Annotated in this window: 22 protein-coding genes; 15 read left to right on the top strand and 7 right to left on the bottom strand. The window is 67.0% G+C overall.

Translation table 11 applies throughout. The annotated features are described in order from the left end of the window. Positions 1-27: 27 nt before the first annotated feature. On the top strand, positions 28-1,278 hold the full coding sequence (locus KVS69_RS08620; RefSeq protein ID WP_217537762.1) for a DUF819 family protein: 1,251 nt from the start codon (positions 28-30) through the stop codon (positions 1,276-1,278). Positions 1,279-1,583: 305 nt separating this feature from the next. On the opposite strand, the gene KVS69_RS08615 is transcribed toward KVS69_RS08620, so the two are convergent. Both KVS69_RS08615 and KVS69_RS08610 read right to left on the bottom strand, forming a co-directional pair. Beyond that, a complete protein-coding gene (locus KVS69_RS08615) occupies positions 1,584-1,808 on the bottom strand; it encodes a CstA-like transporter-associated (seleno)protein (protein WP_068853636.1) in 225 nt (74 codons plus the stop codon). Further along, entirely contained in the window at positions 1,808-3,889 is a 2,082-nt protein-coding gene (locus KVS69_RS08610; protein WP_068853635.1) for a carbon starvation CstA family protein, read from the bottom strand. The genes KVS69_RS08615 and KVS69_RS08610 overlap by 1 nt, the downstream gene beginning before the upstream one ends. Before the next feature lie 203 nt (positions 3,890-4,092). Between KVS69_RS08610 and KVS69_RS08605 the strand changes: the two genes are divergently transcribed. Next, on the top strand, positions 4,093-4,944 hold the full coding sequence (locus tag KVS69_RS08605; RefSeq protein WP_217537761.1) for a pirin family protein: 852 nt from the start codon (positions 4,093-4,095) through the stop codon (positions 4,942-4,944). 39 nt (positions 4,945-4,983) lie between these two features. On the opposite strand, the gene KVS69_RS08600 is transcribed toward KVS69_RS08605, so the two are convergent. From KVS69_RS08600 to KVS69_RS08585, 4 genes are all read right to left on the bottom strand, one after another. Then, positions 4,984-5,445: a hypothetical protein gene (locus tag KVS69_RS08600; protein WP_210130831.1), complete on the bottom strand. Its 462-nt coding sequence runs from the start codon at positions 5,443-5,445 to the stop codon at positions 4,984-4,986. A 195-nt stretch (positions 5,446-5,640) separates the two neighbouring features. Next, a complete protein-coding gene (aqpZ, locus tag KVS69_RS08595; RefSeq protein ID WP_217537760.1) occupies positions 5,641-6,369 on the bottom strand; it encodes an aquaporin Z in 729 nt (242 codons plus the stop codon). A gap of 64 nt (positions 6,370-6,433) precedes the next feature. After that, entirely contained in the window at positions 6,434-7,294 is an 861-nt protein-coding gene (locus tag KVS69_RS08590) for a pirin family protein (protein ID WP_068853632.1), read from the bottom strand. A gap of 578 nt (positions 7,295-7,872) precedes the next feature. After that, the gene (locus KVS69_RS08585; protein WP_217537759.1) at positions 7,873-9,936 is read right to left on the bottom strand and encodes a 3-hydroxyacyl-CoA dehydrogenase NAD-binding domain-containing protein; all 2,064 of its coding nucleotides are present in this window, start codon (positions 9,934-9,936) and stop codon (positions 7,873-7,875) included. Positions 9,937-10,173: 237 nt separating this feature from the next. On the opposite strand from KVS69_RS08585, the gene rpoE reads away from it, so the two are divergent. From rpoE to recO, 9 genes are all read left to right on the top strand, one after another. Beyond that, a complete protein-coding gene (gene rpoE / locus KVS69_RS08580; protein WP_068853630.1) occupies positions 10,174-10,794 on the top strand; it encodes an RNA polymerase sigma factor RpoE in 621 nt (206 codons plus the stop codon). A gap of 8 nt (positions 10,795-10,802) precedes the next feature. Next, on the top strand, positions 10,803-11,624 hold the full coding sequence (locus KVS69_RS08575; protein ID WP_254622090.1) for a sigma-E factor negative regulatory protein: 822 nt from the start codon (positions 10,803-10,805) through the stop codon (positions 11,622-11,624). Positions 11,625-11,716: 92 nt separating this feature from the next. Then, positions 11,717-13,240 (top strand): DegQ family serine endoprotease, encoded by a 1,524-nt coding sequence (locus tag KVS69_RS08570; protein ID WP_217537757.1) that lies wholly within the window; start codon positions 11,717-11,719, stop codon positions 13,238-13,240. 146 nt (positions 13,241-13,386) lie between these two features. Next, complete coding sequence (gene lepA, locus KVS69_RS08565; protein ID WP_068853627.1) at positions 13,387-15,177, top strand: translation elongation factor 4; 1,791 nt, start codon at positions 13,387-13,389, stop codon at positions 15,175-15,177. 24 nt (positions 15,178-15,201) lie between these two features. Further along, positions 15,202-15,996, top strand: a complete 795-nt coding sequence (gene lepB, locus KVS69_RS08560; protein WP_095363548.1) for a signal peptidase I — start codon at positions 15,202-15,204, stop codon at positions 15,994-15,996. A gap of 34 nt (positions 15,997-16,030) precedes the next feature. Continuing rightward, the gene (locus KVS69_RS08555) at positions 16,031-16,414 is read left to right on the top strand and encodes a DUF4845 domain-containing protein (protein WP_068853625.1); all 384 of its coding nucleotides are present in this window, start codon (positions 16,031-16,033) and stop codon (positions 16,412-16,414) included. Beyond that, positions 16,404-17,084 carry a ribonuclease III gene (rnc, locus tag KVS69_RS08550; RefSeq protein ID WP_068853624.1) on the top strand — a complete coding sequence of 227 codons (681 nt, stop codon included), beginning with the start codon at positions 16,404-16,406 and terminating at the stop codon, positions 17,082-17,084. Before KVS69_RS08555 ends, rnc begins: the two co-directional genes overlap by 11 nt. Further along, complete coding sequence (gene era / locus KVS69_RS08545) at positions 17,081-17,977, top strand: GTPase Era (RefSeq protein WP_068853623.1); 897 nt, start codon at positions 17,081-17,083, stop codon at positions 17,975-17,977. Before rnc ends, era begins: the two co-directional genes overlap by 4 nt. A 33-nt stretch (positions 17,978-18,010) precedes the next feature. Next, positions 18,011-18,733, top strand: coding sequence for a DNA repair protein RecO (recO, locus tag KVS69_RS08540; protein ID WP_217537756.1), 723 nt, complete (start codon positions 18,011-18,013; stop codon positions 18,731-18,733). 167 nt (positions 18,734-18,900) lie between these two features. Here recO and KVS69_RS08535 read toward each other — a convergent pair whose 3' ends face one another. Then, positions 18,901-19,629, bottom strand: a complete 729-nt coding sequence (locus KVS69_RS08535) for a response regulator (RefSeq protein WP_217537755.1) — start codon at positions 19,627-19,629, stop codon at positions 18,901-18,903. A 137-nt stretch (positions 19,630-19,766) separates the two neighbouring features. Here KVS69_RS08535 and rlmD point away from each other — a divergent pair, with 137 nt between their 5' ends. The 4 genes from rlmD (at position 19,767) to KVS69_RS08515 (ending at position 23,244) form a co-directional block, all read left to right on the top strand. Beyond that, entirely contained in the window at positions 19,767-21,101 is a 1,335-nt protein-coding gene (gene rlmD, locus KVS69_RS08530) for a 23S rRNA (uracil(1939)-C(5))-methyltransferase RlmD (protein WP_217537754.1), read from the top strand. A 1-nt stretch (position 21,102) separates the two neighbouring features. Next, positions 21,103-21,591 (top strand): CYTH domain-containing protein, encoded by a 489-nt coding sequence (locus KVS69_RS08525; protein WP_217537753.1) that lies wholly within the window; start codon positions 21,103-21,105, stop codon positions 21,589-21,591. 91 nt (positions 21,592-21,682) lie between these two features. Next, the gene (gene nagZ / locus KVS69_RS08520; protein ID WP_217537752.1) at positions 21,683-22,690 is read left to right on the top strand and encodes a beta-N-acetylhexosaminidase; all 1,008 of its coding nucleotides are present in this window, start codon (positions 21,683-21,685) and stop codon (positions 22,688-22,690) included. Further along, on the top strand, positions 22,690-23,244 hold the full coding sequence (locus tag KVS69_RS08515; protein ID WP_068853617.1) for a hypoxanthine-guanine phosphoribosyltransferase: 555 nt from the start codon (positions 22,690-22,692) through the stop codon (positions 23,242-23,244). The genes nagZ and KVS69_RS08515 overlap by 1 nt, the downstream gene beginning before the upstream one ends. The last annotated feature ends 8 nt before the right edge of the window (positions 23,245-23,252 follow it).

The following is a 23,252-nucleotide window of genomic DNA, read 5'->3' as shown; positions in this document are numbered from 1 at the left end:
TTGCCCTTTCGATCGACAGAGGATCGCATGCCGACCGAACCCAGTATTGCCCTCATCACCAACGATATCGTTGGCCTTGGCCTGATCGCTGCCACCCTGGCCCTGATTTTCTGGGCCGCCAGCGGCCCGACCCCCCTGCTGAAGAAAATCTTCGCCTGGGTGCCCGCCCTGCTGCTGTGCTACTTCATCCCGGCCATCTACAACACCGCTGGCCTTATCGACGGCCACGACACCGCCCTCTACAACCCCATCGCCCGCGACGTGCTGCTGCCCGCCGCCCTGGTGCTGCTCACCCTTTCCATCGACCTCAAGGGCATCCTCAAGCTCGGCCCCAAGCTGCTCATCGTGTTCTGCGCCGGCACCTTCGGCATCATGCTCGGCGCCGTGGTGTCGTTCCAGCTGATGTCCTGGATCCACCCGGAAACCGTCGCCGGCGATACCTGGGCCGGCATGGCCGCACTGGCCGGCAGCTGGATCGGTGGCGGCGCCAACATGGTCGCCATGCGCGAAGTATTCGGTACCGACGCCACCACCTTCGGCCAGTTCGCCGTCGTCGACGTCGCCTGCGCCAGCCTGTGGATGGCCGTCCTGCTGTTCCTGGCCAACCGCGCCACCCAGATCGACACCCGCAACGGCGCCGACACCCGCGCCATCGACGAAATGAAAGCGCGCATCAGTGCCTATGAGGCCCAGAACGCCCGCATTCCCAGCCTCACCGACCTCATGCTGATCGTCGGCGTCGCGCTCGGCGGCGTCGGCCTGGCCCACGCCATCGCCGCCCCCCTGAGCGCCTGGTTCAAAGCCCACATCAGCTGGGCCAGCCAGTTCAGCCTCGACAGCGCCTTCGTCTGGGTGGTCCTGCTCTCCACGCTGCTCGGCCTCGGCCTGAGCTTCACCCGCGCACGCCGGCTCGAATCGGCCGGCGCATCCCGCCTGGGCACCGTGTTCCTGTACTTCCTGATCGCCTGCATCGGCATGCAGATGAACCTGCTGTCCCTGCTGGACCGCCCGTGGCTGTTCCTGCTCGGCGTGATCTGGATGCTCACCCACATCCTCGTCCTGTGGACCGTCGCCAAGCTGGTCAAAGCGCCGTTGTTCTTCTTCGGCATCGGCTCGATGGGCAACATCGGCGCAGCGGCATCGGCGCCCGTGGTGGCAGCGGCGTTCCATCCCAGCCTGGCGCCGGTGGGGGTGCTCCTCGGAACAGTCGGATACGCCACGGGAACCGGTCTGGCATACGTAACCGGCTTGATCCTTAAATGGATGGCCGGAGCATAACGACGCCATCAGCATCGGGAAGGCCGGCCAACGGCCGGCGCTACCGCTTTTCCGCTCCGTCATCAGGGAACTGTGGATGGCGGGGCGGCGGTGGGGGTGCGGGACTGTAGAAAACATGGATGTTTTCTACAAGCCCCCAGGGATGGGTTCACGGCGTGTCCCGCACCCCCACCGGCGTCCCGCCATAGCCGATGGAAATGCAGAGCCAAAGGAAAAGGCGGCGCGAATGCGCCGCCTTTTCGCTTCTAGAAGCCGTCTCGACCAACGGTCGAGACCTACCGTTCAACAGCGCGATAGCGCCAATGTCAGCAGCAGCGACCCCCATTGCGGCCGCCGTAACGCGCTTCCTGACGCTCGCGGAAGAACGTCTTGTAGTCCATCGGCGTGCGGTCCGGATGCTTCTCCAGCACGTGCCGCACGTAGTTGTCGTAATCGGGAATCCCGCAGCACAGACGTGCCGTCTGCACCAGGCGCCGCCAGATGCGTCGGTGCGCCTGGTACTGCCCGACCGGAACCAGACCCGTGCTCATCACAGGTCCGCCATCTGGTGCGGCTGCAGCGCCACGTATTCCGTCTCACGGTCCGTGCGCTGCGGCGTACGGCGTGCCACCACGATCGTCTTGATCGCATAGGCCAGGATCGCGAACACCACGAACAGGAACAGCACCGTCAGCCCCGTGTTGACGTACGCGTTCACCACGATCTGCTGCATCTGCCCCACCGTCTTGGCCGGTGCCGTGATCGTCCCGCTCGCAATCGCATCCTGGAACTTGTGCGCCTGCGCCAGGAAGCCCTGCGCCGGATTGCTGTCGAAGATCTTGATCAGCCCCGCATACGTCGTGCAGATCAGCAGCCATACCGCCGGCACCGCCGTCACCCACGCATAGCGGTCACGCTTCATCTTGAACAGCACCACCGTACCCAGCATCAGCGCGATACCCGCCAGCATCTGGTTCGAGATGCCGAACAGCGGCCACAACGTCTGGATGCCACCGAACGGATCCACCACGCCCGTGTACAGCAGATAGCCCCACAGCGCCACGCAGCCCGCCGTCGCGATGATGTTCGCCGTCCACGACTCGGTCTTCTTCAGCGCCGGGATGAAGTTGCCCAACAGGTCCTGCAGCATGAAGCGGCCCGCACGCGTACCCGCATCCACCGCCGTCAGGATGAACAGTGCCTCGAACAGGATCGCGAAGTGGTACCAGAACGCCATCATCGCGTTGCTGCCACTCGGGATCGCCTGGTGCAGGATCTGCGCGATACCCACCGCCAGCGTCGGCGCGCCACCCGCACGGTGCAGGATCGTCGGCTCGCCAATCGCCGCCGCCGTCGCCTCCAGCTGCTCCGGCGTGATCGTGAAGCCCCACGTCGTGGTGATGTAGTGTGCCGCCGAGACCGCATCGGCACCGATCACCGCCGCCGGGCTGTTCATCGCAAAGTAGATGCCCGGATCGATGATCGATGCCGCCACCAGCGCCATCACCGCCACGAACGATTCCATCAGCATGCCGCCGTAACCGATGTAGCGCATGTGGCGCTCATTGGCCAGCAGCTTCGGCGTCGTACCCGACGCGATCAGCGCATGGAAGCCCGACACCGCACCGCACGCAATGGTGATGAACAGGAACGGGAACATGCCGCCCTTCCACACCGGACCATCACCGCTGGCCGCGAACTGCGTCAGCGCCGGCATCTTCAGCTCCGGCATCACGATCAGGATGCCGATGGCCAGCGCCACGATCGTGCCGATCTTCAGGAACGTCGACAGGTAATCGCGCGGGGCCAGCAGCAGCCACACCGGCAGCACCGATGCCACGAAGCCGTAACCGATCAGCATCCAGGTGATCTGGATCCCGGTGAAGGTGAAGGCCGGGCCCCAGACCGGGTCCGCCGCCACCTTGCCGCCGTACCAGATCGCCAGCAGCAGCAGGATCAACCCCACCACCGAAATTTCGCCGATCTTGCCCGGGCGGATGTAGCGCATGTAGATGCCCATCAGGATCGCGATGGGCATCGTCGCAATCACCGTGAACATGCCCCACGGGCTTTCCGCCAGTGCCTTCACCACCACCATCGCCAGCACCGCCAGGATGATGATCATGATCAGGAATGCGCCGAACAACGCGATGGTGCCAGGCACCTGGCCCATTTCCTCGCGCACCAGGTCACCCAGTGAACGCCCGTTGCGGCGGCTGGAAATGAACAGGATCATGAAGTCCTGCACCGCGCCGGCCAGTACCACGCCCACCACCAGCCACAGCAGGCCGGGCAGGTAGCCCATCTGCGCCGCCAGCACCGGGCCTACCAGCGGCCCCGCACCGGCGATGGCCGCGAAGTGGTGGCCGAACAGCACGTGCTTGTTGGTGGGCACGTAATCCAGGCCATCGTTGTTGATCACCGCGGGCGTGGCCCGGGTGGGATCGAGCTGCATCACCTTGTCGGCGATGAACAGGCTGTAGAAGCGATAGGCAATGAGATAGATGGAGACTGCGGCGACCACGATCCACAGCGCGTTGATGTGTTCGCCCCGCCGCAATGCGACGGTGCCAAGACAGAATGCGCCGAGCAGCGCGAGCGCCGCCCAACCCAGCTTGGAAAAACCTTTCATGAGATTGCGTCTCCCTGAAGAACTCCGTAAGGGTCCGCCCTGGCAGTGACCGGGTCAATGCGCCTGCGGAGGCTTGCCGCTAGTACTTTGGTCGTACACGGGTACAGAACACCACGCTTGGAACAATCGGTTGCGGGCATGACGGTTGGCGCCTCCGGGGGCTGCGCCCATCTTGTATCCATCTTCCTTTCGCCGGAGTCAACATGAGCAGCCCAACCCCGGTGCGCGTGCAGCGCACCATCCGTGGCATGGCCACCTCCGACGGGGCCGGCGTGCGCCTGACCCGGGTCATCGGTGGTCCCTCGCTGCCGGACCTTGACCCGTTCCTGCTGCTGGATGAATTCGGCACCGATCGCGCCGAGGACTACATCGCCGGCTTCCCCAGCCACCCGCATCGCGGCTTCGAGACCGTGACCTACATGCTCGACGGGCGCATGCGGCACAAGGACAACCACGGCAACGAGGGCCTGCTCACCCCGGGCAGCGTGCAGTGGATGACCGCCGGCCGCGGCCTGGTGCATTCGGAAATGCCCGAGCAGGAATCGGGGCAGATGCGCGGCTTCCAGTTGTGGGTGAACCTGCCGGCGCGCGACAAGATGACCGATCCCAAGTACCAGGAGTTCGCGCCGGACCGCATTCCGCTGGCGCAGCCGGCGCCGGGCGTGCAGGTCAAGGTGATCGCCGGGCAGGTGGGCGACACGGTCGGCCCGATCGTGCAGCCGGCCACCGATCCGTTGTACCTGGATGTGCAGCTGGATGCAGGCACGGCCTGGGATTACGTGCTGCCTGAAGGGCATAACGCGTTCGCCTATGTGTTCGAAGGCGGGCTGACGATTGGCGACGGCGATGACGCGCGTCCGGTCGACCGGCAGGAAATGGCGGTGCTCGATGGCGGCGAACTGCTGCAGCTGCGCGCGGGCGCCGGTGGAGCGCGATTGATCCTGGTCGCCGGGCGGCCGTTGCGGGAGCCGGTGATGCGCCATGGCCCGTTCGTGATGAACACCAGGCAGGAACTGATGCAGGCCTTCGTGGATTTCCAGGAAGGCCGCTTCTGAAACAAGCCAGCGCCGGCCAACGGCCGGCGCTACCGGGTGTCACCGCTCGGCGGCGACCGCCGACGGATTGAGGTTCATGCCCTGCGACAACGTCTGCAGCGCGCGCAGCTCGCTGGCGTCGCTGGGATACAGCGAAATCTGCGCGTAGCGGTTCTTGTCGAACTTGACCACGGTCATGCGGCGGGTGGCATACCCCGGCGGCTGCTGTCCGCCCAGGTCAGGCTGGTACCAGTACAGCGACTCACCGGCGAAGTTGCCCTTTTCCTGGCGCAGCGGGCGGGGCAGCGGAATATCCGGGTCGCGCCCGGTGAGCATCATGGTCATGACTTCGCGCCCGTCTGCCGCAGTGGCCTTGCAGAGCACGTAGGTGGCCGCAGACTGTTCCTGCCATTGCAGGCCGCTGGATTCGGGCAGTGCCGGGCATTTGGCGGCCGATTGCGCCGTGGCGATGCCGGCCGTCAGTGAAAGGCCAAGGAATATCAAGGCGTGCAGGATCTTCATGCGTTCCCCCAAGTGTGCAAGTAGCCGTGCCGTCCCCTGCGGGCGCTTCCGGTGGCCAAGCGTTCCCTGGCCGATGTGCTGCGCATGCCCCATGCGCTTACCGGAAGGACCCGTCAGGTGACGGTCTGGTGATTTCGACCTTAACGGAATGTGACCGGTTCTTCAAATAACCGTTTCAAATGATTCTGAACCCGGTTAGCGGGGTGGGCCATCGGCACCGATCCATTTGTAGGCGATGCCGCCGATCAGGCCGCCCAGCAGCGGGGCCAGCCAGAACAGCCACAGCTGGCCCAGCGCGCCGCTGCCGGCGAACACCGCCACGGCGGTGGAGCGGGCCGGGTTCACGGAGGTGTTGGTGACCGGGATGCTGATCAGGTGGATCAGGGTCAGGGCCAGGCCGATGGCGATCGGGGCGAAGCCCGCCGGGGCACGGCCGTGGGTGGCGCCCATGATGACCACCAGGAACAGGGCGGTGAGCACCACTTCGCACAGGAAGGCGGCGGCGACGCTGTAGCCACCGGGCGAGAGTGCGCCGTAACCGTTGCTGGCGAAGGCACCGGCCTGGTTGTTGTCGATCTGGAAACCGGGTGCCCCGGAGGCGATCTGCAGCAGGATGAAGCCGGCCAGCAGGCCGCCCAGCACCTGGGCGACGATGTAGGGCAGCAGGTCGCGCGCCGGGAAACGCCCGCCGACCCACAGGCCGACGCTGACAGCGGGGTTGAAGTGGGCGCCGGAGATGTGGCCGAACGCGTAGGCGCCGGTCAGCACGGTGAGGCCGAAAGCCAGTGCGACGCCGAGGAAGCCGATGCCCAGCGGGTTGCCGTCACCGCCGAATTTCGCTGCGAGGACGGCGCTGCCACAGCCGCCGAGAACCAGCCAGAAGGTGCCGAGGAATTCGGCGGCCAGACGCTTGCCCATGCTCATTGAAGATCTCCACGGATGCCCAGGGGGAATCACGTCGGAAATCGGATGATGCAACGGGCGCGCATCACGCCGGCAGTGGAATGAATTCCTTGTCGTCGCCGGGAATGTTGCCGAAAGCACCCGATTCCCAATCGTGCTTGGCCTGCTCGATGCGTTCCTTGGAACTGGACACGAAGTTCCACCAGAGGTGGCGCGGTCCGTCCAGCGGTTCACCACCGAGCAGCATGGCCTTCAACGGCGTCTTGGCACGCAACCGGCCACGGGCGCCGGCTTCGGGAATGATGAGATGCTGGGCGGGCAGATCGACGCCGTCGAGCTGGGCCTCGCCTTCCAGGATGTAGAGCGCGCGTTCGACGTGGCCGGTATCGAGGTCGAGTTCGGCACCGGGGTCCAGGTCGATGGCGACGTTGAGGGTGTCGGCAAAGACTTTAACGGGGGATTCTTCGCCGTAGGCGCGACCGGCGATGACGCGCAGCCAGGCGCCATTGCGGCGCTGCTCGGGCAGGGTGGCGGCGGCGTGGTGGTAGAAGGCGGGCGCGGTTTCTTCATACGCCTTCGGCAGTGCGACCCAGGTCTGCATGCCGTGGATGGGATGGTCGTGTTCGCGTTCGACCGGCGGGGTGCGTTCGGAGTGGGCGATGCCGCGGCCGGCGGTCATCCAGTTGACGTCGCCGGGGCGGATCACCTGGTCGGAGCCGAGGGTGTCGCGGTGGCCGATGGCGCCGGACCAGAGGAAGGTGACGGTGGCCAGGCCGATGTGCGGGTGCGGGCGGACGTCGATGCCGGCACCGGCGCCCATGACGGCGGGGCCCATCTGGTCGACGAACACGAACGGGCCGACGCTGCGCGCCTGGATGCTGGGCACGGCGCGGCGGACTTCGAGGCCGCCGATGTCATGGACACGCGGGGCGATGATGGTCGTCATGCGGGCTTTCTCGCTGGCGGGGACAGGCAGGAAGAATGGCACGCGCGCAGGGCGGTTTCATGGCCCGTTCGGGTAACAGGTTGTTCCAGCCAACCGCAGGTCGCCCGCATTACATGTTGGTGGGTTGACCTGGATCCGAATGGGCCCGTGGTGGGTCAATCCCGATCCCAATGGGCCCGTAAAAACTCGTAGCCCCGGCCGTTGGCCGGACACCGCGCGCAGCGCGGCCCAGGTTTCCGAAGATCGTGTTTCATCGCCCGCGACCATCAACCCGACGTTTGGACCATACCGAAATCGTGTTTCAGGCGTTCATGACCCCGGACGGACGGCTTCGGAACGTTTAAACGCCGGGTGGATGGTCGCGATCGTTGCGCAACCGCCTTCGGATGCTTGGGCCGCGCTGCGCGCGGTGTCCGGCCAACGGCCGGGGCTACGAATCGTTACGTAACGTCCGCAGATCGGGATGAACCAACCAGAGGCCAGTAACCGTTATCGGCCCATTGGGATCGGGATCAACCAACTAACGGCAAACAGAAACGCCACCGGGCGGTGGCGTTTCTGTTTTGGTCAATCAACCGTCAGATCACCGGTTCGCGCAGCACTGCCGCATCCCAACCCGGTCGCGGGGCAAAACGGTCGCCGTGGCGCTGCTGCAGTACCTTCAGGCGCTCCACCAGCGCATCGGCGCCGGTGGCGCGGATGTACTGGATCGGGCCGCCGCGGAACGGGGCGAAGCCGGTACCGAAGATGACACCGGCATCGAGCAGGTCGGCGTCTGCCACCACGCCGTCGTGCAGGCAGGCGACCGCTTCGTTGAGCAGCGGCAGGATCAGGCGGTCCTCCAGGTCCTCCGGCGCCTGGTAATTGGCTGGTACGTCCGGCTTCTGGGCGCGGCCGTTGTCCCACTTGTAGATGCCCTGGCCATCCTTCTTGCCGCGCTTGCCCGGTTCGACGGTCTGCAGGGCAGCGGGGATCTGCAGGCCGAGGAACGGGGCCAGTTCCTTGCCGACGCCGGCGGCGACGTCCAGACCGACGGTGTCGAGCAGTTCGATCGGGCCCATGGGCATGCCGAACTTGACGGCGGCCTTGTCGATGACCGGGCCGGGCACGCCTTCGGCGTAAGCGGTGGCCGCTTCGAGCATGTAGGGGAACAGGACGCGGTTGACCAGGAAACCAGGGGTTCCGGCGACGGGCACGGGGAACTTGCCCAGGGCCTTGCAGAACGAGGCCAGGCGGCGTTCGGTTTCCGGGGCCATGCCGTCGTGGTGGATGATTTCCACCAGCGGCATCTGGGCGACGGGATTGAAGTAGTGCAGGCCGGCGAACTGGGCCGGGCGCTGGATGTGGTCGCGCAGTTCCACCAGCGGGATGGAGGAGGTGTTGGTGGTCAGCAGGGCGTCGACCTTCATCTTCGGCTCGAGCGTCTGGTACAGGCCACGCTTGGCTTCGGCATCTTCGATGATGGCTTCGATCACCAGGTCGGCCACGGCAACGCCGTCACCGGCGAGGTCGGCCTTGAGGCGGGCGGCGACGGCGGGGCGCTTGCTCTCGTCACGCACTTTCTTGGCGAACAGGGCCTGGGCGCGTTGGATGGCCGGGTCGATGAAGCGCTGTTCGCGGTCCTGCAGGGTGACCTCGAAGCCCTTGTAGGCAGACCACGCGGCGATGTCGCCGCCCATCACGCCGGCGCCGACCACGTGCACGTGGCGGATGCCGTGGTCCTTTCCGCCCAGTGCCTTGAGGCGCTCGGTCAGGAAGAAGATGCGGATCAGGTTGCGCGCGGTCGGGGTGCCGGCCAGCTTGACCACGGCGCGGCGTTCGGCGTCCAGGCGAGCCTGGATGCCGCTGCCGCCGGTGCGTGCCCAGGTGTTGATCAGGGCATACGGGGCAGGGTAGTGGTCTTTCCTGGCCTTGCGCGCGACCTGCTTGGCCATCTGCGGGGCGAGCAGCCTGCGCGCCAGCCAGGTGTTGGAGGCCCAGGCGGTCAGGCGCTGTTTGAACGGGCGGGTGGTGCCGGACAGGCCCAGTGCGACGGCGGTGTCGAGCAGCACCGCCGGGGCGACGACCTTGTCGACCAGGCCGATGTTGCGGGCGGCCGATGCCGACAGGTTGCGGCCGGTCAGCATCATGTCCATGGCGGCGGGGGCGCCGACCAGCTGCGGCAGCCGCGCGCTGCCACCCCAACCGGGGAAGATGCCGAGCTGGGTTTCGGGCAGGCCGATCCGGGTGGAGGGATCGTTGGAGGCCACGCGGTAGCGGCAGGCCAGCGCCAGCTCGGTGCCGCCGCCCAGGCAGTGGCCATGGATGGCGGCCACGGTCGGGCAGGGCAGCTCGGACAGCTTCTGGTAGGTGGTCTGGCCACGGCGGATGGCGTCGTTGACGGTGCCGCGGCGATCGAACTCCTGGAATTCCTTCAGGTCCGCACCGGCGATGAAGCCGGCCGGCTTGATCGACTGCACCACCACCGCCTTGGGCGGGTCCAGCGCCAGGCGTTCGACCAGGTCGCCCAGTTCCAGCAACACGTCCTGCGACATCGCATTGACGCTGCTGTCGTGGCGGTCGAGGCTGAGCACCACGACACCATCGTCACGGATCTCGGGGTGCCAATGTGAGAAGCGGAGCCCATCGAAGCCTGAGAGCATGGAGGCGTTCCATCCGGTTGTGTATGGAGAAGGGGGCTATGATCCAGAGGTTGTTTCCTCCCCGTCAAATCCCCATAGCTGGGGGGGAGGAGCACCCGGTTCATGGCGGTGATCTGGAACCTTAACGGAACGGTGGTTAAAAGCTGGTACGGCGCGCGGTGATCGGCGCTGAACTTTTCCCGGGATTGGCAGTCTCATTGCCCGACGTCGGTTGGGCTGACAGGAGTGCGGCCCCCCATGGCCGAGGTTGAAACACCACAGGAGCTGGACCTGGAGCTGGTCCGGCGCGTGCAGCGCGGCGAAAGTGCGGCGTTCGATGTGCTGGTGCGCAAGTACCAGCATCGGATCGTCGCCTTGATCGGGCGCTACATCGCCGACTGGAGTGAATGTCAGGACGTTGCCCAGGATACGTTCGTCCGCGCTTACCGCGCGATCGGCAGTTTCCGCGGCGATGCCCAGTTCTATACCTGGTTGCACCGGATCGCCGTGAATACTGCCAAAAACCATCTAGCCGCCCACAACCGCCGCCCGCCCACCGATGACATCGAGATCGGGGACGCCGAACAGTTCGACAGCGGCACCCGCCTGCGCGATACCGACACGCCCGAACGCGAGTTGATGCGCCAGGAGCTGGAGCAGACGGTGATGAAGGCGGTGTCGGCGTTGCCGGAAGAGTTGAGATCGGCCATCACCCTGCGCGAGGTTGAGGGCCTGAGTTACGAAGAAATCGCGCAGAAGATGGGGTGCCCGATCGGCACCGTGCGGTCGCGGATTTTCCGTGCCCGCGAGGCGATCGACACTGAACTTCGGCCGCTGCTGGATGTCGGCAGCGCCACCCGCGAGAAGAGCCGCGTATGAGCCACCAGATGCCTGACAAATTCGATTCCCACCACCGCCAGCAGCTTTCTGCGCTGGTCGATGGAGAGCTGCCGCTGGAAGAGGCGCGGTTCCTGCTGCGCCGCCTGGAACACGATGAAGACCTGTCGCGCTGCCAGGAACGCTGGCAGCTGCTGGGCGATGTGCTGCGCGGGCAGGCCTGTGCGCCGGCGCCGCAGGGCTTTGCCGACCGGATCCAGGCCGCTGTCGCGGCCGAGCCGGTCACGGTGGTCGCCGCAACGCCGGCGCCGCGCCAGCGCCGCGGCGGTCTGCTGCGCTGGGGTGGCGGTGCCGCGCTGGCCGCCTCGGTGGCCGCCATCGCGCTGTTCATGAGCCGCGAGCAGTTGCCCGGGCAGGCGCCGCTGGAGCAACCGACCACGATCATCGCCAGCCAGGCGCGGCTGCCGCCGGCACCGCCGCGCGCGCCGCTGGATGCCGCCGTGGTGGCCGATGCCGCCCTGGCCGTGGCCGCCGTGCCGGCCGCAGCCGTCACTGCCCGCCGTAGCAGTGCCACCCGCACCCAGCAGGCCGCCGCGCGCAGCGTGGCCGGCCGCAGCGCCGAACCGGTGCGTGCGGTGGCCAGCCAGCCGGCGCCGGCCCCGTCGGTGCCAGCCACCGATGCCCGGACCCTGCCGTTCGGTGAAGTCGGCAACCTGCAGGCCCGGCCGTGGCCGCGCTCGACGGTGGGCAGCAGCGGGGCGCTCAATGCCAGCTTCTCCACGCAGGAGCCCCAGGCGGCGTTCTATCCGTTCGAGCCGCGCCTGCAGGATGACGCGTCCGGCGCGCCGCCGGTGCGTCGCCAGCGCGACTGACCTTTGCCTCCATTCCCGACATCCAGGCGCTGCACGCGACGTGCAGCGCCACCCCTTCCCCTGAACATCCCTGACCCGGAGGCTCGAGTCTGATGACCGCCCGTATCCGCACGCACGCCATGGCCCTGCTGGCCATCACCCTTCCGCTGGTGGCCTGTGCCCAGTCGCCCAGCCCGACCGCGCCTGCAGCGCAGGTGGCCGCCGCCCCGCGTGCGCCGGCCGCGCCGCTGGTCAGTGGCCTGCCGGACTTCACCAACCTGGTGGAGCAGGTCGGTCCGGGCGTGGTCAACATTGAAACCACCATCGTGCGCAGCAACCGCCAGGCGCGCGGCGCCGGCCCCGGTCCGGGCGATGACGAGATGCCGGAGTTCTTCCGCCGCTTCTTCGGCCCGGACTTCCAGATGCCGGGCCAGCCCGGTGGCGACGATGAAGGTCCCAGCATCCGCGGCCGCGGCATGGGCTCGGGCTTCATCATCTCGCCCGACGGCTACGTGCTGACCAACCACCATGTGGTGGCCGACGCCGGCGAAGTGAAGGTCAAGCTGGGCGACCGCCGCGAGTTCACCGCCAAGGTGATCGGCAGCGACCAGCAGTACGACGTGGCCCTGCTCAAGATCGATGCGAAGAACCTGCCGACCGTGCGCGTGGGCGATTCCAACACGCTCAAGCCCGGCCAGTGGGTGGTCGCGATCGGCTCGCCGTTCGGACTGGACCACTCGGTCACCGCCGGCGTGGTCAGTGCGGTCGGGCGCAGCACCGGCGGCCAGGACCAGCGCTACGTGCCGTTCATCCAGACCGACGTGGCGATCAACCAGGGCAACTCGGGCGGCCCGCTGCTCAATACCCGCGGTGAAGTGGTCGGCATCAACTCGCAGATCTTCTCCGCTTCGGGCGGCTACATGGGCATCAGCTTCGCGATCCCGATCGACCTGGCCATGGGGGCGGTCGAGCAGATCAAGAAGAACGGGCGCGTGAGCCGTGGCCAGCTGGGCGCCATCGTGGGCGCCATCACCGGCGACGTGGCGCAGGGCTTCAACCTGCCCGACAGCCGTGGCGCGCTGGTCAACGAACTGGTTCCGGGCAGTGCCGCGGCCAGATCCGGGCTGGAAGTCGGCGATGTGATCCGCTCGGTCAACGGCACCCCGATCAACACCTTCAGCGATCTGCCGCCGCTGATCGGCGCCCAGGCGCCGGGCAGCAAGGTCCGCTTGGGCGTGCTGCGCGAAGGGAAGGAACGTGAGATCACCGCGACCCTGACCGAGCTGGCCGAGGATGCCGCCCGCGGCACCGCCGGTCCGGCTGCCGCCGACGCGGCGCCGCAGGTGGGTGCCAACGCCCTGCTGGGCCTGGACGTGGCCGACCTGACCGCCCCGCAGCGCCAGCAGCTGGGGCTGGACGCGGGCGAAGGCGTGCGCATCACCAACGTCAAGGGCCAGGCTGCCCGCGATGCCCGGTTGTCGCCGGGCATGGTGATCCTGCAGGTCGGGCGCACCCCGGTCGGCAGCGTGGCTGCGCTGAACAAGGCGCTGGGCGGCTACAAGAAGGGCGACGTGGTGATGCTGCTGGTGCGCGCGGGCAGCAACAGCGCCTTCGTGGCGGTCAAAACCGGGCAGTAAACCCCGTCCCTGCTGCGTTTCCGGGCCCGCTTCGGCGGGCCCGGTCGTATTTGGCGCCCCGGCACGCGGGGAGGGGTCGGCCATGCGATAATGTGCCGTTATCCTGACGACGCGCCGCGCCGCCGCCACCTATGTCCTCTGATTCGATGCGGAACATCCGCAACTTCTCCATCATCGCCCACGTCGACCACGGCAAGTCCACGCTGGCCGACCGCATCATCCAGCTTTGCGGCGGCCTCCAGGCCCGCGAGATGGAGGCGCAGGTGCTCGACTCCAATCCGATCGAGCGCGAGCGCGGCATCACCATCAAGGCCCAGTCGGTGTCGCTGCCGTACGTGGCCAAAGATGGCCAGACCTACCACCTGAATTTCATCGACACCCCCGGGCACGTCGACTTCTCCTATGAAGTCAGCCGCTCGCTGGCCGCCTGCGAAGGCGCGCTGCTGGTGGTGGATGCGGCCCAGGGCGTGGAAGCACAGTCGGTCGCCAACTGCTACACCGCCGTGGAGCAGGGCCTGGAAGTGGTGCCGGTGATCAACAAGATCGACCTGCCCACTGCCGACATCGAGCGCGCCAAGGCCGAAATCGAAGCCGTGATCGGCATCGATGCCAGCGACGCGGTGCCGGTGAGTGCCAAGACCGGCCTGAACGTGGTGGACGTGCTGGAAGCCATCGTGCATCGCATCCCGGCCCCGCAGCCGCGCGATACCGACAAGCTGCAGGCGCTGATCATCGACTCCTGGTTCGACAACTACCTGGGCGTGGTCTCGCTGGTGCGCGTGATGCAGGGCCAGATCAAGGCCGGTGACAAGCTGCAGGTGATGTCCACCGGCCGCAACCACCAGGTCGACAACGTCGGCGTGTTCACCCCCAAGCGCAAGGTGCTGCCGGCCCTGCGCGCGGGCGAGGTGGGCTGGGTCACGGCCAGCATCAAGGACGTGCATGGTGCCCCGGTGGGCGACACCCTGACCCTGGCCGCCGACCCGGCGCCGTCGGCATTGCCCGGCTTCCAGGAAATGCAGCCGCGCGTGTTCGCCGGCCTGTTCCCGGTCGATGCCGAAGACTACCCGGACCTGCGCGAAGCGCTGGACAAGCTGCGCCTGAACGATGCGGCGCTGCGCTTCGAGCCGGAAAGCTCCGAAGCGATGGGCTTCGGCTTCCGCTGCGGCTTCCTGGGCATGCTGCACATGGAAATCGTGCAGGAGCGGCTGGAGCGCGAGTACAACCTCGACCTGATCAGCACCGCGCCGACCGTCATCTATGAAGTCCTGAAGACCGACGGCACGATCATCAACATGGACAACCCGGCCAAGCTGCCGCCGGTGAACATGGTGAGCGAGATCCGCGAGCCGATCATCCGTGCCAACGTGCTTACCCCCGAGGAGTACATCGGCAACATCATCAAGCTGTGCGAGGAAAAGCGCGGCAGCCAGATCGGCATCAACTACCTGGGCAGCCAGGTGCAGATCAGCTACGAGCTGCCGATGGCCGAGGTGGTGCTGGACTTCTTCGACAAGCTCAAGTCGGTCAGCCGCGGCTATGCCTCGCTGGATTACCAGTTCGTGCGGTTCGACGCCGGTCCGTTCGTCCGCGTGGACGTGCTGATCAACGGCGACAAGGTCGATGCGCTGTCGCTGATCGTGCACCGCAGCCATGCCGACCGGCGCGGCCGCGAGCTGTGCGAAAAGATGAAGGAACTGATCCCGCGGCAGATGTTCGACGTGGCGATCCAGGCCGCCGTCGGCTCGCAGATCATCTCCCGCACCACGGTCAAGGCCATGCGCAAGAACGTGCTGGCCAAGTGCTATGGTGGCGACGTTTCGCGCAAGAAGAAGCTGCTGGAGAAGCAGAAGGAAGGCAAGAAGCGCATGAAGCAGGTCGGCCGCGTGGAGATTCCGCAGGAAGCCTTCCTCGCCGTGCTGCAGATGGACAAGTAAGGCTCCCGTTCCCAAGGACACTGCATGAAACTGTTTGAAATCCTGCTGGTCGTACTGACGCTGGCCTCGGGCCTGATCCTGCTGGCCGACAAGCTGTACTTCGCCAAGCGCCGCGCGGCGCGGGCCGGTCTGCTGGACAGCGAGCCGGTACTGGTGGATTACTCCCGGGCGTTCTTCCCGGTGCTGGCCATCGTGCTGGTGGTGCGCAGCTTCATTGCAGAGCCTTACAAGATCCCGTCCAGTTCGATGATGCCGAACCTGCTGATCGGCGATTTCATCCTGGTCAACAAGTTCGCCTATGGCCTGCGCCTGCCGCTGAACAACGCCAAGGTCGTCCCGATCGGCGAGCCGGCGCGCGGTGACGTGGTGGTGTTCCACTTCCCGGGCCATTCGGACAACGACCCGAACAAGGGCGAGAACTTCATCAAGCGCGTGATCGGCGTCCCGGGCGACGAAATCGCCTTCCAGGGCGATGGGGTCATCCTCAACGGCACCCCGCTCAAGTACGACAGCAAGGGGTTGTATGCTGGGCACCGTGGCCAGGGGGAGGGCGCCTCGTTGCTGGTGGAGCACCTGCCGGGCCGCACCCATACCGTGCTGGAGACCGATTATCCGCGTGGCGAAGGCCAGTGGACCGTGCCGCCGGGCAAGTACCTGGTCATGGGCGACAACCGCGACAACAGCGATGACGGCCGTTTCTGGGGCCTGCTGCCGGAAGAGAACCTTCGCGGCAAGGCGTTCCTGATCTGGCTGAACTGCTCGGGCTGGTTCTGCAAGGATGGTTTCGAACCGTCCCGCATCGGCACCGGCATCAACTGATTCCAATGGCAAACGCGTATCTGGGGAGAACGCAATGAAGACGATGAAGACGCAGCGTGGCATGACCCTGACCTCGTTCCTGGTCGTGCTGTGCATCGTGGGGTTCGGCCTGTACATCGGCATGAAGCTGTTCCCGATGTATTCCGAGTTCTACGCAGTGAAGACCGCGCTCAAGGGCGTGGCCAAGGAACCGGGCGTGGCCAACATGGAACCGGGCAAGGTGCAGGAAATGTTCTTCCGCCGGCTGGACATCAGCTATTCGGAGAGCGTCAAGCCGGCCAACGTCAAGTTCGAACGCGTCAGTGGCGGTTGGAACATGAAGGTCAACTACGAAGTGCGTCGCCCGCTGGTGGGCAACCTCGACGTGGTTGGAAAATTTGATGCACACCAGGAATTGACCCTCAGCGGTGCCGACTAAAACCTATCAACGTGGTGACCAGATCGGTCACGCCTTCCAGGATCCGGGCCTGCTCCAGCAGGCCCTGACGCATCGCAGTGCCGGCACGCCGAACAACGAGCGGCTGGAATTCCTCGGTGACAGCATCGTCAACATGATGGTGGCCCAAGCGCTCTACCAGCGCTGGCCGAAGGCCGACGAGGGCGCCTTGACCCGGGCGCGGGCCGAGCTGGTGCGCGAAGGCGCGCTGGCGGTCATTGCCCGCACCCTGCATCTGGGCGAGCGGCTCACGCTCGGGCCGGGCGAGATGAAATCCGGCGGCCACCGGCGGGACTCGATCCTGGCCGACGCGCTGGAGGCCGTGGTGGCCGCCATCTACCTGGACGCAGGCTTCGCCGCGTGCCAGGCAGTGGTCCTGCCCTGGTTTGGCCCCTCCATGGAGGCGCTGCCGGCTACCGGCAAGCCTGAAAAAGACCCCAAGACCCGGCTCCAGGAATGGCTGCAGGGCCGACAGAAGGCGCTGCCGCTGTACGAATTGGTGTCAGAATCAGGCGACGATCACGCCAAGACCTTCCGGGTACGCTGTGGCGTAGCCGATCCTGCTGTCAGCACCGAAGGCGAAGGTGCCTCGCGACGGCTGGCCGAACAACAGGCGGCAGCTGCCGCCCTCGAGCAACTGGATTCCAAGTGAGCGAAGCAACCCCCCATCATTGCGGCAGCGTGGCCGTCATCGGCCGCCCCAACGTCGGCAAGTCGACCCTGACCAACGCCCTGGTGGGCGCCAAGGTCAGCATCGTCTCCAACCGGCCGCAGACCACCCGCCACCGGCTGCTGGGTATTGCCAGCTATCCGGAAGGCCAGCTGGTGCTGGTCGACACCCCCGGCCTGCACCGCGTGCAGAAGCGCGCCATGAACCGGGTGATGAACCGCGCCGCGCGCGGCTCGCTCGAGGGCGTGGATGCCGGCATGCTGGTGATCGAGGCTGGCCGCTGGGACGAAGAAGACACACTGGCGTTCAACGTGCTCAGCGACGCCGGCATTCCGGTGGTGCTGGTGGTGAACAAGGTCGATCGACTGAAGGACAAGGCGGCCCTGCTGCCGTTCCTGCAGCAGGTCACCGAAGGCCGTACGTTCGCGTCCGTGCACCCCATCTCCGCGCAGAAACGCAACGGCCTGGAAGCGCTGGTGCGCGACCTCCTGAAGCTGCTGCCCGAAGCCCCGCCGATGTTCGGCGAAGATGAAATCACCGACCGCAGCCAGCGCTTCCTGGCCGGCGAACTGGTTCGTGAGCAGCTGATGCGCCAGCTCGGTGAAGAGCTGCCGTACGCCACCACGGTGGAAATCGAGCGCTTCGTCGAAGACGGCAACCTGCTGCGCATCGGTGCGGTGATCTGGGTCGAACGCGAAGGCCAGAAGGCCATCGTGATCGGCAAGGGCGGCAGCCGCCTGAAGGACATCGGCGCCAAGTCGCGCATGCAGATGGAGCGCCTGTTCGACGCCAAGGTCTTCCTGGAAACCTGGGTGCGCGTGCGCGAAGGCTGGTCGGACGACGAAGCTGCGCTGAAGGCCTTCGGCTACGAGTAAACCCGGCAGGGTTGCCGCTCACCGCCCCCGGCCATGCGCATCGACGACGAACCGGCCTTCGTGCTGCATGCCCGCCCCTGGCGGGAGACCAGCCTGCTGGTCGAGGTCCTGACCGAGCAGCATGGCCGGATCGGACTGCTGGCGCGCGGCGTGAGCAGCCCGCGCAGCCAGGCGCTGCGCGCCGCCCTCCAGCCCCTGCAATGGATCCGCCTGGCCGCCGTGCAGCGCGGCGAGCTGGCCCAGCTGCGTGGGGCCGAGGCCCTGGATGCCGCGCCGCGGCTGAGCGGCGATGCCATGCTGGCCGGCTTCTATCTCAATGAACTGGTGATGCGGCTGGCGCCCCGCCAGGACCCGCTGCCCGAGCTCTACGACCACTACGGGCAGGTGCGCCAGCGGCTGGCAGCCGCCGAGCCATTGGCCTGGACCCTGCGGCGGTTCGAGCGCGACCTGCTGGAAGCACTGGGGTTTGGCTTCGACCTGACCCATGGCAGCGATGGCGAGCCGGTCGACCCGGCCGCGCGTTATGAGCTGGACCCGCTGGAGGGGCCGCGACGGTTGCTCAGCGAGCGCGGGGTGGATCCGCGGCGGGGGACGGCGACCGGGAGTGCGTTGCTGGCGTTGGCTGGCGACGTCCTGCCCGGCGCGGAGGATCTGGCCAGCCTGCGGCGAGGCATGCGCGCGGTGCTGCTGCACCACCTGGGTGGGCGTGGTCTGAAATCGTGGGAGATGCTGGAGGATCTGGCGCGCAGGCGGTGAGGTGCGTGCTCGGGGGGGGGGGGCTTGGCTGGTGCGGAGGGCGGTTTACGTGCGCAGGGGCATGGCTTTGACACGCATGGCGTGTCACTACGACCCTTGGTCGCTTGGGTTTGGGGTCGAACGTTGGGGGCATCCGTAGGGACACGCCATGCGTGTCTGCGGGGTGCCTAATGCAACAGGGACTCTACGGCCGCCTTGAACTGGGTGTGGGCGCCGTTGGATTCGGGGGCCTGGTGCAGCTGGCGTACCGCGCGCGCGAGGCGCGCGGCGCCGACGAAGCCGCAGCTGGCCTGCAGCCGGTGCAGCTGGCCCTTCAAGGTGCCTACATCGTGTTGCTGTACCGCCTGGGCCACCGCGTCGCGGACCCCGGGCAGCTCGGCCAGGAACAGTTCGCGCAGGGCGATCAGGTGATGGCGCTGCCCATTCAGGGCCGCCAGGGCGGTGATTTCGTCCCAGTCCTCGCGTTCGAGCTCACTGCCCCCAGCGGCGACGGCCCGGGCGGCGCTGCCGGGACTGTTGACCAGCGCACGGCGCACGGCCTGCAGCAGCTGCTCACGGCTCAACGGTTTGACCAGGGTTTCGCTGAAACCGTCATCCCGCAGACGGGCATGGATGCTGGTGTCGCCATCGGCCGTGTGGGCCAGGGCGGGCGTGTCCGGACGCGTCAGCCGCAAGGCGCTCAGCAGCTGGCTGCCATTGCCGTCAGGCAGGTTCACATCGATCAGCCACAGATCGTGCTCGCCGTTGCGGCCCCGTTCCAGGGCAGTGACCAGTGAATCGGCGGTTTCAACCTGCGCGGGCAGGGTTTCCAGCGCGGCCCGGAAAAAGCCGCGACTGATGGTGTCGTCCTCGACGAGCAGGAGTCGGGGCATGGGAACCCTCGGGGTCATCTGCATTGGGGCTGCCTCCATGTCAGCTATGCCCATATTAAACACGATATGGCGTGCTGCAAGCCTCCCGATGGGGTCACCCGGCAGCTCGCGGTGCGTATCTGCGACAATACGCACCCTTTTTGCCCGCAGCCTGTTGCCACGTGGCCCGATCCCGTTCCCGCCTCGACAAGACGCCGTTCCAGACCGACATCCTCGACCTCAGCCATGATGGCCGGGGCGTCGCCCGCCGTGAAGGCGAGGGCGGCAAGGTCACCTTCATTTCCGGCGCCTTGCCGGGCGAAATGGTGCGCGCCGAGCCCACCGCCCGCAACCGCCATTTCGACGAGGCGCGGACCGTGGAGGTCCTGCAGCCCTCGCCGCAGCGGGTCACCCCGCGCTGCCCGCACTTCGGCGTCTGTGCCGGCTGCGTGCTGCAGCACCTGGAAGAAGGTCAGCAGATCGTGGCCAAGCAGCGCGTGCTGCTCGACAACCTGACCCGGATCGGCCATGTCAGCCCGGGCACCGTGCTGCCGCCGCTGGTCGGCGAAAGCTGGGGCTACCGCCGCAAGGGGCGCTTCTCCGTGCGCCGGGTGGAAAAGAAGGACAAGACCCTGGTCGGCTTCCGTGAACAGGACCCGCGCTTCGTGGCGGACCTGAGCCAGTGCCTGACCGTGATCCCGGAAATCGGCCTGAAGGTGGCGGCACTGTCGGCGTTCATCGAATCCCTGGATGGCAAGCGCGACATCCCCCAGGTGGAGTTCATTGCCGGCGACGATGCGATCGTGCTGACCATCCGCCACATGCTGCCGCTCAGCGATGCGGACAAGGCGGCCTGGGCCGCGTTCGGGGCTGAGCACGGGTTTGCGATCTTCCTGCAGCCCGGCGGTGTTGAATCGGTGCACCCGCTGCTGCCTGGCGAGGTGCCGCTGTCGTTCCGGCTGGCGCCGTGGAACGTGGAGCTGGCGTTCCGCCCGCTGGATTTCATCCAGGTCAACGCCAAGCTCAATGAAAAGATGATCGCGCTGGCGCTCGAGCTGCTCGACGCCGGCCCGGACGAGCGCGTGCTCGATCTGTTCTGTGGCCTGGGCAACTTCACCCTGCCGCTGGCGCGCACCGTCCGCGAAGTGGTGGGCGTGGAAGGCGAAGCCGGGCTGGTGGCGCGGGCCAGGGAAAACGCCGCGCGCAACGGCCTGGACAACGCGCAGTTCTTCGCCGCCGACCTGACCCAGGACCAGCGCCAGACCCCGTGGATGCGCCAGGGCTTCGACAAGCTGCTGCTGGACCCGCCGCGCTCGGGCGCGATCGAAGTCCTGCAGCAGTTGCCGCTCAAGCAGTTCAAGCGCATCGTCTACGTCAGCTGCCACCCCGGCTCGCTGGCGCGCGACGCCGGCTATCTGGTCAACGAGCAGGGCTTCACCCTGGTGTCGGCCGGTGCGATGGACATGTTCCCGCACACCGCGCACGTGGAAAGCATCGCCGTCTTCGAGAAGCGTTGAGATGGGCATCGAGATCGAGCGCAAGTTCCTGGTCACCGGCGATGACTGGCGCGCCGCCGCGCACGCGGTCATTCCGATGGCACAGGGCTACATCAACGACACCGCCTCGATCGACAGCGGCGCCCAGAAGGCCTCGGTGCGGGTGCGCATCCAGGGCGATGAGGCATTTCTCAACATGAAGTCGCGCGAGATCGGGCACACCCGCCAGGAATTCGATTACCCGATCCCGGTGGAGGACGCCCGCGCGCTGCTGGCGCTGTGCGTGGGCGGCCTGATCGACAAGCGCCGGCACCTGGTCCACCACGGCGGGCTGCTGTGGGAAGTGGACGAGTTCCTGGGCGACAACGCCGGGCTGGTGGTGGCCGAGGTCGAACTGGAGCAGGCCGACCAGGCCATCGACCTGCCGTCCTGGGTCGGGGAGGAAGTGACCGACCAGGTCCGGTATTACAACCTCGCCCTGGCCTCGAACCCTTACAGCCGCTGGCCCTGAATACGCCCGCCGCGCCCGTGGCCTCGGGGACACGCCTTCTGCGACAATGCGGCAGTGCGCCATCACGGCGCCCCGCTTTGGAGATCGACCCATGCTCGTGATCGGCGTTGCCGGGACCGAACTTACCGCCCAGGAACGCGATTGGCTGCAGCACGACGCCGTGTCCGGCGTCATCCTGTTCAAGCGCAATTTCGCCTCGCGCCAGCAGATCGCCGGGCTGTCGGCCGCGATCCGCGCCGCCGCGCCGCGGCCGCTGCTGATCTGCGTGGACCAGGAAGGCGGCCGTGTGCAGCGCTTCCGCGACGGGTTCAGCGCGCTGCCGCCGCTGCAGGGCTTCGACTCCCTGTACGCACAGGATCCCGAGGCAGCCCTGGCCCTTGCCGAACAGCACGCCTGGCTGATGGCCAGCGAAGTGCGCGCCAGCGGCGTGGACCTCAGTTTCGCCCCGGTGGTCGACCTGGGCCGTGGCAACCGCGCCATCGGCGACCGTGCCTTCAGTGCCGACCCGGAGGTCGTGGCCGCCTTCACCCGCGCCTACGTGCGCGGCATGCACAGCGTCGGCATGGCCGCCACCCTCAAGCATTTCCCCGGCCACGGCAGCGTGCTGGAAGACACCCACGTGGCCGCCGCCAGCGATCCGCGTGACCTCGACGCACTGCGGGCACTGGACCTGGTGCCGTTCGTTGCCGGCATCGATGCCGGCGCCGACGCGGTGATGATGGCCCATGTGGTCTACCCGCAGGTCGCACCGGAACCGGCCGGTTACTCGTCGCGCTGGATCCAGCAGATCCTGCGCGGGGAAATGGGCTTCCGTGGCGTGGTGTTTTCCGACGACATCGGCATGGCCGCCTCGTTCTCCGCCGGGGGCGTGCAGGCGCGCGTGCATGCGCACCTGGATGCCGGCTGCGACGTGGTGCTGGTCTGCCACCCGGAACTGGTCGACGAGGCGCTGCGCGCGGTCGACGGCCGCCCCTTCAATACTGCTGCGCTGCTCGGGCTGATCGGCCGGGGCGCGCTTGGCTGGGACGGCCTGCTGGCCGATGCCCGCCATGGCACCTCCCAATCCCGTTTGCTCGACACCCTTGGAAGAAACGTCTGATGCCCAACCTCACCATTTCCCAGGCCCTGGCCCAGGCCGACCTGCTGGTCGACCGCCCCACCATCGATGCGGCCATCGCGGCCATCGCCGATGCCATCGCGGCGGATTACAAGGGCGAGGTCCCGCTGTTCCTGTCGATCATGCACGGCGCGCTGCCGTTCGCCGGCCAGCTGGCGCTGGAGCTGGGCGCGCGCGGCCAGGACCTGCAGTTCGATTACCTGCACGCCACCCGCTACCGCGGTGAAACCACCGGCGGCGAGCTGGTCTGGAAGCACAAGCCGGCCACCTCGCTGTTCGGCCGCCGCGTGCTGCTGGTCGACGATATCCTGGACGAAGGCTTCACCCTGCAGGGCGTGCGCACCTGGTGCCTGGAGCAGGGCGCCACCGATGTGCGCATCGCCGCGATGACGGTGAAGAAGCACGACCGCGCGCTGCCCGACGTCAAGGCCGACTACGCCGGTGTCGAACTGCCGGACCGTTACGTGTTCGGCTTCGGCATGGACGTCAACGAAGCGCTGCGCGGCGTGCCGGCCATCTACGCGATGAAGGAATAAGCAGCGCC

Source organism: Stenotrophomonas sp. GbtcB23, assembly GCF_019091045.1.
Classification (GTDB): domain Bacteria; phylum Pseudomonadota; class Gammaproteobacteria; order Xanthomonadales; family Xanthomonadaceae; genus Stenotrophomonas; species Stenotrophomonas rhizophila_A.
The sequence above is the reverse complement of the archived record's forward strand: the minus strand, read 5'-3'. Positions and strand labels throughout refer to the sequence as shown.

What these genes read in the sequence shown, in the direction of transcription:
- lepB (WP_095363548.1), top strand. Translation starts at nt 15,202, where the DNA reads ATGAAACTGTTTGAAATCCTGCTGGTCGTACTGACGCTGGCCTCGGGC.
- KVS69_RS08585 (WP_217537759.1), bottom strand. Translation starts at nt 9,936, where the DNA reads ATGCTCTCAGGCTTCGATGGGCTCCGCTTCTCACATTGGCACCCCGAG.
- nagZ (WP_217537752.1), top strand. Translation starts at nt 21,683, where the DNA reads ATGCTCGTGATCGGCGTTGCCGGGACCGAACTTACCGCCCAGGAACGC.
- rpoE (WP_068853630.1), top strand. Translation starts at nt 10,174, where the DNA reads ATGGCCGAGGTTGAAACACCACAGGAGCTGGACCTGGAGCTGGTCCGG.
- aqpZ (WP_217537760.1), bottom strand. Translation starts at nt 6,369, where the DNA reads ATGAGCATGGGCAAGCGTCTGGCCGCCGAATTCCTCGGCACCTTCTGG.
- lepA (WP_068853627.1), top strand. Translation starts at nt 13,387, where the DNA reads ATGCGGAACATCCGCAACTTCTCCATCATCGCCCACGTCGACCACGGC.
- KVS69_RS08590 (WP_068853632.1), bottom strand. Translation starts at nt 7,294, where the DNA reads ATGACGACCATCATCGCCCCGCGTGTCCATGACATCGGCGGCCTCGAA.
- KVS69_RS08535 (WP_217537755.1), bottom strand. Translation starts at nt 19,629, where the DNA reads ATGCAGATGACCCCGAGGGTTCCCATGCCCCGACTCCTGCTCGTCGAG.
- KVS69_RS08515 (WP_068853617.1), top strand. Translation starts at nt 22,690, where the DNA reads ATGCCCAACCTCACCATTTCCCAGGCCCTGGCCCAGGCCGACCTGCTG.
- KVS69_RS08610 (WP_068853635.1), bottom strand. Translation starts at nt 3,889, where the DNA reads ATGAAAGGTTTTTCCAAGCTGGGTTGGGCGGCGCTCGCGCTGCTCGGC.
- KVS69_RS08605 (WP_217537761.1), top strand. Translation starts at nt 4,093, where the DNA reads ATGAGCAGCCCAACCCCGGTGCGCGTGCAGCGCACCATCCGTGGCATG.
- KVS69_RS08615 (WP_068853636.1), bottom strand. Translation starts at nt 1,808, where the DNA reads ATGAGCACGGGTCTGGTTCCGGTCGGGCAGTACCAGGCGCACCGACGC.
- KVS69_RS08575 (WP_254622090.1), top strand. Translation starts at nt 10,803, where the DNA reads ATGCCTGACAAATTCGATTCCCACCACCGCCAGCAGCTTTCTGCGCTG.
- KVS69_RS08570 (WP_217537757.1), top strand. Translation starts at nt 11,717, where the DNA reads ATGACCGCCCGTATCCGCACGCACGCCATGGCCCTGCTGGCCATCACC.
- KVS69_RS08620 (WP_217537762.1), top strand. Translation starts at nt 28, where the DNA reads ATGCCGACCGAACCCAGTATTGCCCTCATCACCAACGATATCGTTGGC.
- KVS69_RS08525 (WP_217537753.1), top strand. Translation starts at nt 21,103, where the DNA reads ATGGGCATCGAGATCGAGCGCAAGTTCCTGGTCACCGGCGATGACTGG.
- KVS69_RS08600 (WP_210130831.1), bottom strand. Translation starts at nt 5,445, where the DNA reads ATGAAGATCCTGCACGCCTTGATATTCCTTGGCCTTTCACTGACGGCC.
- recO (WP_217537756.1), top strand. Translation starts at nt 18,011, where the DNA reads ATGCGCATCGACGACGAACCGGCCTTCGTGCTGCATGCCCGCCCCTGG.
- KVS69_RS08555 (WP_068853625.1), top strand. Translation starts at nt 16,031, where the DNA reads ATGAAGACGATGAAGACGCAGCGTGGCATGACCCTGACCTCGTTCCTG.